General features: G+C 61.4%; 11 protein-coding genes and 3 pseudogenes. 7 read left to right on the top strand and 7 right to left on the bottom strand.

Translation table 11 applies throughout. The features are described from left to right. Together HP546_RS17775 and HP546_RS17770 are read left to right on the top strand one after the other, a co-directional pair. A pseudogene (locus tag HP546_RS17775) lies at positions 1 to 201 on the top strand (DUF998 domain-containing protein); the annotation flags it as partial. A gap of 74 nt (positions 202 to 275) precedes the next feature. Then, on the top strand, positions 276 to 605 hold the full coding sequence (locus HP546_RS17770; protein WP_172227892.1) for a hypothetical protein: 330 nt from the start codon (positions 276 to 278) through the stop codon (positions 603 to 605). A 67-nt stretch (positions 606 to 672) separates the two neighbouring features. On the opposite strand, the pseudogene HP546_RS17765 reads toward HP546_RS17770, so the two are convergent. From HP546_RS17765 to HP546_RS17755, 3 genes and pseudogenes are all read right to left on the bottom strand, one after another. After that, positions 673 to 1317: pseudogene (locus HP546_RS17765) on the bottom strand (substrate binding domain-containing protein); the annotation flags it as partial. Beyond that, the gene (locus HP546_RS17760; protein WP_172227890.1) at positions 1286 to 1468 is read right to left on the bottom strand and encodes a hypothetical protein; all 183 of its coding nucleotides are present in this window, start codon (positions 1466 to 1468) and stop codon (positions 1286 to 1288) included. The pseudogene HP546_RS17765 and the gene HP546_RS17760, both read right to left, overlap by 32 nt. 112 nt (positions 1469 to 1580) lie before the next feature. Further along, a complete protein-coding gene (locus HP546_RS17755) occupies positions 1581 to 2795 on the bottom strand; it encodes a YeeE/YedE family protein (RefSeq protein ID WP_172227888.1) in 1215 nt (404 codons plus the stop codon). Positions 2796 to 2931: 136 nt separating this feature from the next. Here HP546_RS17755 and HP546_RS17750 point away from each other — a divergent pair, with 136 nt between their 5' ends. Beyond that, on the top strand, positions 2932 to 3840 hold the full coding sequence (locus tag HP546_RS17750) for a LysR family transcriptional regulator (RefSeq protein ID WP_172227886.1): 909 nt from the start codon (positions 2932 to 2934) through the stop codon (positions 3838 to 3840). Here the strand turns inward: HP546_RS17750 and HP546_RS17745 are convergent, their stop codons facing one another. Next, complete coding sequence (locus tag HP546_RS17745) at positions 3841 to 4359, bottom strand: DMT family transporter (protein ID WP_172227884.1); 519 nt, start codon at positions 4357 to 4359, stop codon at positions 3841 to 3843. A gap of 129 nt (positions 4360 to 4488) precedes the next feature. On the opposite strand from HP546_RS17745, the gene HP546_RS17740 reads away from it, so the two are divergent. Then, on the top strand, positions 4489 to 5250 hold the full coding sequence (locus HP546_RS17740) for a hypothetical protein (RefSeq protein WP_172227882.1): 762 nt from the start codon (positions 4489 to 4491) through the stop codon (positions 5248 to 5250). A 3-nt stretch (positions 5251 to 5253) separates the two neighbouring features. Here HP546_RS17740 and HP546_RS17735 read toward each other — a convergent pair whose 3' ends face one another. From HP546_RS17735 to HP546_RS17725, 3 genes are all read right to left on the bottom strand, one after another. Next, on the bottom strand, positions 5254 to 5835 hold the full coding sequence (locus HP546_RS17735; RefSeq protein ID WP_172227880.1) for a hypothetical protein: 582 nt from the start codon (positions 5833 to 5835) through the stop codon (positions 5254 to 5256). A 259-nt stretch (positions 5836 to 6094) separates the two neighbouring features. Next, positions 6095 to 7387 carry a sorbosone dehydrogenase family protein gene (locus HP546_RS17730; RefSeq protein ID WP_172227878.1) on the bottom strand — a complete coding sequence of 431 codons (1293 nt, stop codon included), beginning with the start codon at positions 7385 to 7387 and terminating at the stop codon, positions 6095 to 6097. After that, positions 7384 to 7812, bottom strand: coding sequence for a DUF2231 domain-containing protein (locus HP546_RS17725; RefSeq protein ID WP_172227876.1), 429 nt, complete (start codon positions 7810 to 7812; stop codon positions 7384 to 7386). The genes HP546_RS17730 and HP546_RS17725 overlap by 4 nt, the downstream gene beginning before the upstream one ends. A 164-nt stretch (positions 7813 to 7976) precedes the next feature. Between HP546_RS17725 and HP546_RS17720 the strand changes: the two genes are divergently transcribed. The 3 genes and pseudogenes from HP546_RS17720 to HP546_RS31125 form a co-directional block, all read left to right on the top strand. Further along, entirely contained in the window at positions 7977 to 8276 is a 300-nt protein-coding gene (locus tag HP546_RS17720) for a hypothetical protein (protein WP_172227874.1), read from the top strand. 287 nt (positions 8277 to 8563) lie between these two features. Further along, on the top strand, positions 8564 to 11554 hold the full coding sequence (locus tag HP546_RS17715; RefSeq protein ID WP_172227872.1) for a T6SS effector BTH_I2691 family protein: 2991 nt from the start codon (positions 8564 to 8566) through the stop codon (positions 11552 to 11554). Positions 11555 to 11557: 3 nt separating this feature from the next. Next, a pseudogene (locus tag HP546_RS31125) lies at positions 11558 to 11751 on the top strand (hypothetical protein); the annotation flags it as partial.

The raw sequence follows: 11751 nt of genomic DNA, 5'->3' as shown, positions 1-11751 counted from the left end.
GCCTTGGCGTTGTTTTCCCTGGCGTGTCTGGTGCTTGCCATCGTCACTGCCGGGTTGATGGGCCAGGCGGTCGAGAGCGGCCAGCTGTTCGGCCTGTACCAGCGCCTGAACTACGCTGTGTCGGTGCTATGGGTAGTGGGCCTGGCATCGGCCAGCCTGCGCAAGCCAGCTGCCAACCCGTTGCGCCTGGCGGTCATCTGACGGCAAATTGCTGGCCCCCGACTGCCGAAAGCGAAGGCAAACTTCGTTTTTCTTCAGATGCTTAGGACAGCAACATGCGAGTACTTCTAGCAACGATGGCCGGCTGCCTGCTGGCCACGCTCGCTTCGGGCGCCCAGGCGCGGGCCCTGAGCCAGAATGATCGCCACACCTGCGGCTGGGGTGCACAGATTGCCGCCGAGGCGCAGCAGGCCAAACTTTCCGGGGTAACCCTGTATGCCACGCGCAAGAAGCTGCAGGTGCGTAAGTTTGCCAAACCCTGGATGCGTATGACCGCATTTGGCATTACCGAGCAGACCTACAACAGCCGTTCTCGGCTGAAGCCTGCGGCGATCAAACAGACATACTATGAGCAATGCGTACAGCATGCTGTAGCAAAAAGATAAATTGATATTTATCAATTAGTTAATAAATAAATATAAAGCTATTTAGGAGAAATAATTCACTGGCGCCCGCCACGTCCAGCTGCCAATCCGGCAGCACCCGCACCAGGCGCCCGCTGGCCAGGTCTTCGCCCATCAGCCAGTCACCGCCAGCAAGAATGCCCACGCCACGCCGAGCCGCTTGCAGCAGCGCTTCGTTATCGTTGCTGCGCAGGCTGCCGGTGACCTTCACGCTTACTTGCTGTTCACCACTCATCAGTCTCCATTCAGGAAATGAGCGCAAGCCACTGAAACCTAAACAATTGTGGTCCGTCAACTGATGCGGATTCACTGGCGCACCCTGGCGCGCCAGATAGTCGGGTGATGCGCACAGGATGCGCTGGTGATCGCACAGTTTTCTCGCCACCAGGCGATTGTCCGCCAGTTCCCCAATGCGGATGGCAGCGTCGAAACCCTCGCCGATCAGGTCGACGAAGCGGTCGGCGTACTCGGCCTCGACCATTACCTGCGGATACGTCAGCACAAAGTCGGCCACCATCGCGCTCAACCAACGCCGGCCCATGGCTGCCGGCAACGCCAGGCGCAGGCGACCACGCACGCTTGCCGCGCCTTCGGCAGCCTGCTGTTCCGCCTCGGCAATCAGATGGTTGGCCTCGCGCACCTTGGCCACCAGCCGCTCACCCTCATCGGTAAAGCGCAACTGCCGCGTGCTGCGAGGCCACGTCCACGCCTTGCCCGTGGGTCAGCTCGCGCACCTGACTGTGTTCCAGCCAGACCTCGCCTGCCGCTGGTGGTAGCACGTTCAAGTGTTCGAGCTGCATGACATCGGCCGGGCCGGTGCTGTCGAGCATGATGCGGGTAGCCATGATCGAATCCTGTTGGATGGAAGTTCGAGTCAGGCTATTGGGTCAGGCAAAATTGAACAATCAGGCGGGGTGCAGATGATTTCTGCACCCCTTGCAGCGATCGCTCAGTGCATCAGCACCCGGTCAGCACCGCAGGGCGCCGTTCGCCGGCGAAGAACAACGGGCGCAGGCGCACGCCGATCAGGTTGCCGGTATACGCCGCCACCAGCCACAGCCAGCCATGCACGCTGCCCGAGGCGATGCCGCTGAAATACGCACCGATGTTGCAGCCATAGGCCAGGCGCGAACCGTAGCCCAGCAGCAGGCCACCGATTACCGCAGCAACCAGCGACGCAAGCGGGATCTTCAGGCTTGGGGCAAAGCGCCCGGCCAGGCCAGCCGCCAGCAAGGCACCCAGCACGATGCCCAGGTCCATGACCGTGGTGACGTCCTGCCACAGCGGCGAGGCCAGCGCCTTGGCATTGGCCGGGGCCTGCCAGAACACCCAGCTGCCGACATCCACGCCAAGGCCGTCGAGGGCTTTGGCGCCCCACAAGGCGAAGGCCGAGGTAATACCCCACGGCCGTCCGGCCAGTGCCAGGGTGGCGTAGTTGAGCAGGGCCAGCGCGATGGCACCCCACAGCAAAGGCCACGGGCCGCGCAGGAAGCGACGCAGGCCCTGGTACTTGCTGGCAACGGGTGCCTCCAGCGCGCCATGGCGGCGTTTTTCCAGCAATACGGTGGCCCAGGCTATCAACCCGAACACCGCCAGGCTGACCAGCAGCGCCGGCCCGACACCCCAGGCCTGCACAATCGAGGTTGCCGGCAACGACGGCAAGGCAAACCACCAGTCGGCGTGGTGGGTGGCAGTGACCGAACCGATGATGAAGAACAGCAAAGTCACCAGCATGCGTGCATTGCCGCCACCTACCGTGAACAACGTGCCGGACGCGCAGCCGCCGCCCAGTTGCATGCCGATGCCGAAGATGAAGGCGCCGAACACTACCGAGACCCCGGCCGGGGCCACCAGGCCGGTGACCGGGTTGCCGAACAGGCTGCCAGCCGACAGCGCCGGGAAGAACAGCAGCACCGCCACGGCCAGCATGACCATTTGCGCCCGCAGACCCGCGCCACGGCGCTCGTTGATGAACACCCGCCAGGCCGAGGTGAAGCCGAAAGCCGCGTGATACAACGTCAGGCCAAGCGCGGCGCCGACAAGTAGCAGCAACACCTGTTTGAAGCCGGCGTTGAGATTGAGAAACCAGGCACCGGCCAACAGCAGGGCCAGGGCAATTACGGGTGCGCCCAGGCGACGCGGTTCGGGTGTGGCGGTTGCGGAAAGACCCATCGGTGTACTCGGATAACAGTGAAACGGGTGGGGAGTATAACGCCTGTGGCGGCCTCGGTCGTTGCAGGACCGCGCGCAGCCGAGGTATTTGATAAGCTGATCAAGCCAGCCAGAACTGACCAAGGCCATTCACCCTATGGATGAACTGCGCAAGATCGACCTCAACCTGCTGCTCGCCCTGCACGCGCTGCTCAGCGAAAAGCATGTGACCCGCGCCGCCCTGCGCCTGCATCGCAGCCAACCGGCGGTAAGCCACGCCCTGGCACAGTTGCGCAAACATTTCGACGACCCTTTGCTGGTGCGTCAGAATGGCCGCATGGCACTCACCGCCCGTGCACAGTCCCTGGCCACACCGCTGCAGGACGCTCTGGGCAACCTCAACGGCCTGCTGGCCACCCCGCAGTTCGAACCCGCCAAGGCCCAGCGCCGTTTCAGGCTGTCGCTTTCGGACTACTCCTCGCGCATCATCCTGCCACCCCTGCTGCGCCACCTGCGCCAGGTTGCCCCAGGGGTGGACCTGGCCATCAGCCAGGCGAGCCGCGACAGCATGCTGGCCCAGTTGCTCGACGGTGAACTGGACCTGGCATTGGGGCTGTTCCCCGACCTGCCGCAGGACATCACCGTCCAACCCCTGTTTGCCGACAGCTTCATCAGTGTCGCCGATCGCCAGGTGTTGCCCGACCGCGGCGGCCTGGCCCTGGATGACTGGCTGGCGCGACCGCATGTGTTGATGGCCATGCGCCCGGATGCCTTCGATGAGATCGAGCGCGCGCTCGCAGCCCAAGGCCTGCGCCGACGTATCGCCCTGGCCTTGCCGCACTGGAGCGCAGCGGTCGAGGTACTGGCCGGTACCGACCTGATCCTGACCGTGGCCAGCCGTGCAGTGGGCTCACTGCGCCAGCACCCGACGTTGCGCAGGTTCGAGCCTCCACTGGCGATACCCGCATTCGACTACCAACAGGCCTGGCACCGCAGGAAGGACAGCGACCCAGGCCACCGCTGGTTACGCGAAACGGTATGGGCGTGCAGCCAGCCGGGCCGCTAGTCAGCCGTCAGACTGTTCTACAACCGGGGCGGTAGTCACCTTTGAACCCGCAGCCCACGTGCCCTGCACTAGCAGCACTCCGCACAGGATCAACCCTACCCCCACCAGCCTGGCCACGCTCAGCGGCTTGCCGCCCAGCCCCATCATCCCGAAATGGTCGGCGACAACTGCCGTGATGATCTGCCCGGCAACCACCAACACCAGAAACCCCGCCGCCCCCAGCTTGGGGGTAAGCGCCGCAGCGCCGGCCACGTACAGTGCGCCCAGTACACCACCCACCCATAACCACCAAGGGCCTTGCAGGGCTTTGCCCAGGTCGGGCGCCGGCACCCGCAGCACCAGCAACGCGGCAATCACCACCACTGAGCTCACCGTCAGCGAGGTGAACGCGCCCCACAACCAGTGCCCCAACGCCCGGCCGACAGCGGCATTGCCCGCCGCCTGGAACGGCAGCACCGCCCCCGCCACTAAGGCCATGGCCACTGGCAACACCAGCAGTATCATCGGTTTGCTCAGCACGATCGTTCTCCATCTGTCTACGCATGACCCACATGATGGTTCGGTCAGCCCCGATGATGGAAATCAAAGACATGCACGCCCATTATTCGTAGCATGCATGCACCGCACGACCACATGGAGGTGGCTGAAATGAATGAACGTACAACCTTTATCGACCTTGGCCAGTTGCCCACGCGCAACCTGGCCGAATGCCTGGCAGTGAACCAGGCGGTCCTGGTCAACGCATTGGCAAGCCAACTGCCCGGCTCCTTGGCACAACAGTTGGCGGAGTGTGCCGAAGCCGCCCAGGCGATGGGCCTTTCGAAAAAAATCGCAGCGATCGGGCTGGCGCTCGGTCAGTGGCTGGAACAGGCACCGCCGTCCGTTGCCGAAGCCGTCTTCGAGCACTGCAGTGCGCACCTGTCCGATACGGTGCGCAGTTGGGCGGCCTTCGCCCAGGCGTACCTGTCGCGCGACCTGGACCTTGAAGCAGCCTTCCTGGCCCAGCTGCGCTTTGCGCGCGATGAGCATTTCGGCGTCCGCGAATGGGCCTGGATCGCCCTGCGCCCGCGCTTGACCCACAATTTGGACAGTGCGCTGGTGCTGCTCGCCCGGCATGCCAGCGACAGCAACCCGCTGGTACGTCGCTTCTGCATCGAGGTGCTGCGCCCGCGCGGCGTCTGGTGTGAGCACATTGCCGAGCTCAAGCAAACGCCGGAAGCAGCCGAGCCACTGCTGGTACCGAACCTCGCCGAAACAGAGAAATATGCGCAGGACTCGGTCGCCAACTGGCTCAACGATGCCAGCAAGAGCCGGCCCGATTGGGTGATTCAGCTATTTGAACGATACCCGCCGTCATGCAAGGCATCACGGCGGATCCACCTGCGGGCAACCCGAAGCCTGCCCAAATGATTGTCAGCGCGAGGTTTCTATACGCAGTACCTCGGTGTAGATCGCATCGACCGTCTGCCCGACCTTGAGATTCTTCATTCGCGCCTGCAGGTCAGGGTTTTCTACCTTGACCACCTGCAGCTTGCCCTCGGGTGGCAACAGGCTTACCTCATGCTGTTTCAGGTCGATCTTCTTGATCTGCGAGGTGACCCTGACCTGGCGGAACGCTTCGCCGCCCGGGTTGGGGTTAGCCGCCGTGGCCCGGATGGTACCGGACTCCTCGCTGGCCTTCGGCGCCCCGCCCACTTGTGTATTCAGTACATAGGCCACCGCCCGGGTGACGTAGATGTCGACCTGGTCACCGACTTTGAGGTTGGGCAGCGCCTTGGCTTTTTCGGTGAGCTGGAAGGTCACATCTTTCTTGTCATCCGGGCCCTTCACTGTGACCTGGCGGTTGGCCATATCAATGGCCGTGACCTGCGTGGTGACATGGCTTTCGAGCGCCTCGCTGGCAATGGGGATATCGGCAGCCTGCGCCGTGAAGCTGGCAGCAGAGGCCAGCGTGGCGAGGGCAACAGCACGAGCAACTGAGCGAATCGGGTTCATAGGCCTGCTTCCATGTGATCAAGACCGAACGGGTGGGTGAACTGTGTATGCGCTGACAAGCATAGCCATTCCCTGCCGCTGTGCCGGAACCCGCCCTTGCGACCCATTTTGTCTGCTGGTCTCTGTGGGAGCGGGTTCACCCGCGAACACCGGCTAAGTCGGTGCCATGCACCGCGGTGCCAGCTTCCCGGGTGAACCCGCTGCCACCCGAGGATGCGCCATCGTCGGTAAGTATGTTGAAGCAGCCGCCTGGTAGTTCTCAGCGGTTACGCGTCACCCGCCACACCGTGTTCGCCAGGTCGTCGGCAATGATCAACGCCCCGCGCGGATCCACCGTCACCCCCACCGGCCGTCCACGGGTCTTGCCATCTTCACCCCTGAATCCCGTGGCGAAGTCGATGGGTTCCCCCGCCGGCTTGCCGTCGCTGAAAGGCACGAAAATCACCTTGTAGCCCACCGGATTGGGCCGGTTCCAGCTGCCGTGCTCGCCCACGAACACGCCATTGGCGAAGCGCTCGCCCATGGCCGGGATCGAAAAATCGACGCCGAGCGCTGCGACATGCGAACCGAGGCTGTAGTCCGGCTTGGTGGCCGAAGCGACCTTGTCAGGGTTTTGCGGGCGTACCCGGTCGTCGACATTCTGCCCCCAGTAACTGTAGGGCCAGCCGTAGAACGCCCCCTCCTTGACCGAGGTGAGGTAGTCCGGCACAAGGTCCGGTCCCAGCTCGTCGCGTTCGTTGACCACCGCCCACAGTTGCCCGGTCTGCGGCTGCATGGCCAGCGCCGTCGGGTTGCGCAGGCCGGTCGCGTAAGGCCGGTGCGCGCCGGTTTCGGCATCTACCTGCCAGACCATCGCCCGGTCGATCTCCACCTCCAGGCCACGCTCGGTGATGTTGCTGTTGGAACCGATGCCCACGTACAGATAGCGGCCATCCGGGCTCGCAGTCAGCGACTTGGTCCAGTGGTGGTTGATTTCGGCCGGCAGGTCGGTGACCTTGGTCGGCGGGCCACCGGCTGTGGTCTGGCCGTCCTGGTAGTCGAAACGCACCAGCGCATCCTGGTTGGCCACGTACAGCTTGCCGTTGGCAAACGCCAGGCCATACGGCGCGTTGAGGTTGTCCGCGAACACGGTCTGCACCTCGTAGGTGCCATCACCGTCGGCGTCGCGCAGCAGCGTCAGGCGGTTGCCACCTTTGACCTGGGTGTTGCCCTTGGCCTTGATCTGGCTGGCGATCACATCCTTGGGCTTGAGCTTGGCCGCGCTGCCACCCCTGCCCTCGGCCACCAGAATGTCGCCGTTTGGCAGCACCAGGCTCTGGCGCGGAATCTTCAGGCCGGTGGCAATGGCCGTGACGCTGAAGCCCTCTGGCACGGTGGGTTTCTGTTCACCCCAGGCGACCGGTTCGGCAATCTTCATGCTCGGCAGCAGACCGCGCTGCGGGTCAGGCAGTTTCGGGTCTGGGCCACGGGCCTGGGTCGGCTCGCCATCCCCGCCACACGCGCTCAGCAGCAGCGCCACGCTTAACAGGCTCAATGCATGCAAAGGCTTCATGCCGCACCTCCCGAACGCAAGTTGCTCAGGCCGGTCCAGGCAGCTACCACTGCAAGCACCGTCACGATCACCGACAACACCAGCCCCGATGGCATCACCGCCCAGGCGTCCTTGGCATGCTCGAAGGCATTGATCAGCCCGAGTACCCAGGTCACCAGCAGCAGCAGGAAGTACAGCGTCGGCCGCCCGCCCTTGCGCTCGGCGCGGACCAGGTTGGCCAGCGCGAACAACAGGGTCAGGCCACAGAACACCAGGCCACCGGCTATCAGCCAGGCAGCGAAGTTGCTCCACTGAATCTGGTAACTGTTGAAGTAGGCGATGTCGCTCAGTAGCGCGCCTAGAAACAAGGGCACACTGCCAGCCAGCAACAGTGCATGCAGTGGGCTGGGCGTGCAGCGGTACAGCGCTTGGTCAGATGCGGTCACGGTGCCTCCTTTTCATTCAGTGACCCGGGCTGATGGCTGTGCACCATCAGGTGAGCGCAGGATGCGCCTAGCAAGGGAGCCCCTTGACGACGCGATAGTTCACCGCTTCGCTTGAAATGAAATATTCTGTCAGGCATTCCATGCCCAGCGCAGAAGAGGACGCCATGAGCAGAACACTGATCCATCCGGTCGGATGCTGGGCGCTGACCGCGCTGCTCGCCCTCAGCCTGGCGCTCACCGCCGGCTGTTCCAGTAAAGCCGGCAAGGCGCGCTACGCGACGCCTGCCACAGGCTCCAATTGCTTCGCCAAAGCCGTACCGACAACTGGCGAAGGCGGCCTGGCGTGGGGCGACACCCTGAGCATTGCCCGGCACAAATCCATGAACAATTGCATGCGCTATGCCAGCCGGTCGGGAGGTACGCCCAGGACTTGCCAGGTGGTGATGGCCAAGTGCAAAAACTGAGTATGTAGGCTATTTGCTGTCAGATAATTCCTACAACTTACAGCACAACTTCTCCCGCACAGTATCGCGCAAACAAAAACACAAACATACCTCAATAAAATCTTACACTTTCAGCCTCGACCAAAACGCAGGAATGGAGGCATTGTCTTTTACACGCAAGTAATCAGTTTGCGCCAGCATCCAAAGCGAAATTTGCACCCCGCAGATAATTCAAGCAAAGAAGCTCACACCATCTCAAATACCTGAGCCTTGGTTTGAAAAGGCTTCGCCATGAATAAGGAACTTGCATGAATAATGCCTCCGTCAGCAGTGCCACCTCCGGCCCTGCCTGCAGTGCACGCGTGCCGATCCTGCCGGTGCGCTATGCCATCGTGCCGCGTACCGGCGCTACCCCTGCCTGCCGCTACGCCGACGCAGGCTTCAACCTGGAACAAGGCTTTACCCCCCTGCAGCACTCCGCCTACACCCTGCGTGCCCTGCGCCCTGGCTACATCTACATGTTCATGCAAGGCCCCCAGGGCGAAAAGCTGGTCATTCATGAATACGACGGCGAAGGCCACTACAAGGAACTGCACTACCGGGGCCTGGAGGACTATCACCTGCGTCATCGCTACCAGGCCAGCCGGACCGTGGGCTGGGTGTGGGCCGATACCTGCCCGGACACCGCCAAGGAAGTGTGGATCGGCTACAGCCCGCATTTGTGGACCAACGCCACGACCGCGCGCATCACCGGTTCAGCCGCCTTGCGCAAACGGCATATGCGCCAGCTGGACATGGCCGAGCTGTTGGCCAGCAACCAGTCCCCGTCCAGCCAGCCCCATGTGTTGCCGGTCAGCGCCCTGCAAACCTGGGTCGAAGACTTCAAGCCGGCCAGCCGGCGCATGCCACTGACCTGGAGTAGCCATCCGTTCACCGACACGCTGCCCATCGGCAACCTCACCGCCATGGCGCGGCACTACCCGAGTACCCAGCCGAAAGTCCCGGTGGTGGTGGCCCTCGCCGATGCCGAAGGCATGGCCCTGGACCTGGGCCTGTCGGTGTCGGCCTACCAGCATCAACTGCGTGACCTGATGCCCGCCGAGCAGCTGGAACACACCCGACCTGCGCAAGGCCCCGAGCATGAACGAGTGCCAGCGTGCTACCGGCTGGATGCCGAACAGCTGAGCCGACAAAGCCGCGATTTCCACCATCGCAACCTGGTGGGCATGCTGCTGAACAAGACGCTGGAAAGCCTGTACCCGGCCGATGCACCGTCACCGGAGCTGGCCGCCTTCAGGATCAACACGGAACGCCGCGGCCCCGCCGCTGCTCCGGCAGCGGCACGCTTCGAGGCCCTCACCCACCAGGACTATTCCCCCGGCGGCGCACGCCTGGCACAGCGCATCGATACCGCCAAATACCTGCGCTTTCTCGCTGAACGCGATGCGCTGGAAGAGCGGCTTGCAAGCCTGCGCAAGCTGGCCTTGCAAGCCAGCAACGATCACGACGTCTGGCTGGCCACGGCGGAGGCCGCTGCTGTCGATAATCCCTACAGCCTTGCTGCGGCGCTGGCCTGCTACGACCGTGACGAACGCCTCTCCGCCCGCGGCCTGGAAATATCTCTGGCGCTGATAATCAATCCAATGGGTCAGCCAACACCCGGTACCGAAGACCAGGATCGACGCTTCAAACGCCTGGAACAGTGGCTGGATCAGCACGACAGCCCGCTGTACACAGCCCTGGCACCGTTCAACCCGTTCAAGGACAAGGCCGACTCGATCGGCAGTCTGTTCGGCGCCAGCGACAATGTGGTCGAGGGCCTGGCCGGTCGTTTCCCGGCCATGGCCGACATCACCGACCTCACCGCCCAGTCGGTCAATGCCGTGTTGCTCAAGCGCTTGCGTGGAAAGACAAGGTGGGATGCCAGTCATGGCCTGCGTCAGCAAGTGCTGCTGGCAGCACGTGAAGGCAATGCCGAGAAAGCGCTGGGGCTATTGGCAGCCCGGTATCGGATCACCGAGCAGGCCGTTCGGGAAAATCCGTTCAGTCAGGAAGTGGAGAAATACCTCAAGAACGGGATGGCGCAAGTTGAAGAAATGAAGCAACTGCGTATCTCGGGAAGCCGAACGGTGTCAATTGAACTGACCACTACCGCGCGGGTGAAGCCTAACTTTGTCGGGTTGCTTGTTTCTGGCGGCGGAGGCGGTTTGAACGCGGGGATGCTGTGGTTCAACGTGCTGTCGCTGAAGACGGCCTATAACAGCCTGCAGAAGAGCGATGCCCCGGAATACACCATGGGGTTTGCTTCATCCATTTTCGGCGTGATCGGTGCAGCGGCGGCAACATTGGTCAGCGTAAGGGCAGCGCAAAGAGTTGTAATCTCGAGGCTTAGCCCAATGGCGCCAGGTATTGCCTTCGGCAAGGGAATCATCACGCTACTCAATAGTCACCTGTTCGCGAGAGCATCAGGCTACCCGGCGATAATACTGGGCCTTCTATCTGACTTTACCAAGGGATGGCGCCAATCACAAAACGGTAATTCAGTTACCGGTCTATATAATATTACCGGCGGCGCGGTAAGTGCCATAGGCTCCGCCCTCATATTAGAGGGGAGCCTTGCCATCGCTGGTCCGACATTTTTTATACCTTTCGCAGGCTGGGCCGCAGCGGGTGTAGTGTTGATGGGAGCCTCTCTTATGGCAGGAGGGCTATATCTCTATTCCAAGGCGCATGAACGCTTACACAGCCCGATAGAGTTATGGGCGAGCAGATGTATTTTTGGAACCAGACAAAGCGATGGTGAAATCCGCCCTGACTTGACTCTAGACTTTGAGCAAAAACTTCCTCGCTTCGATAACATAATTATGGAAATCGAATCATGGCATTCTGAGACATATGCTCCATTAGCACTTTCGCTGGATCACTCTACACAATTAGGTCTAGAAGGGCTTACCACAGACCTTAGCGTAAACAGCCAATGGCCTACCCCGGACTGGGCAACAATTATACACAGTCAAGTATCACAGGCCACGCCCACAATAGAATTCACCATATTGCTGCCAAACTTCATGCTCGAACAAAGCGAATGGTCAGGAGCGTTGGAGTCCAGCGATCGTGATGGACATACAACAACGATTACCACGCTACCAATATGCTATATAACACCAGCTGGCTTAGTACTCCATTACAAGACCCAAAAAAAAGCAACCAAAAGCGCAAGACTAACAATCAACTATCATCTAAATCATGGATTAGCCACACGATTAAAGCTAAATACCCAATTCTGTATCGAGAGGTGACGCATGGCAACCATATGGTTATTCAACCCCCATCAAAAAAACGACATAGAACCTAAAATCTCAGACCAGCTAGTTGATTCCACCAGCTTCTTCCTGCGCTTGAGAAATCCATGGGTTACTGACTCAGTATTTATGGGGAAAATGTACACGGCAATGTGCCTAGCTACTGCAATATTTGTGTACACTCTTCTTTTAGA

Source organism: Pseudomonas sp. CM25 (assembly GCF_013179705.1).
GTDB lineage: Bacteria > Pseudomonadota > Gammaproteobacteria > Pseudomonadales > Pseudomonadaceae > Aquipseudomonas.
The sequence above is the reverse complement of the archived record's forward strand: the minus strand, read 5'-3'. Positions and strand labels throughout refer to the sequence as shown.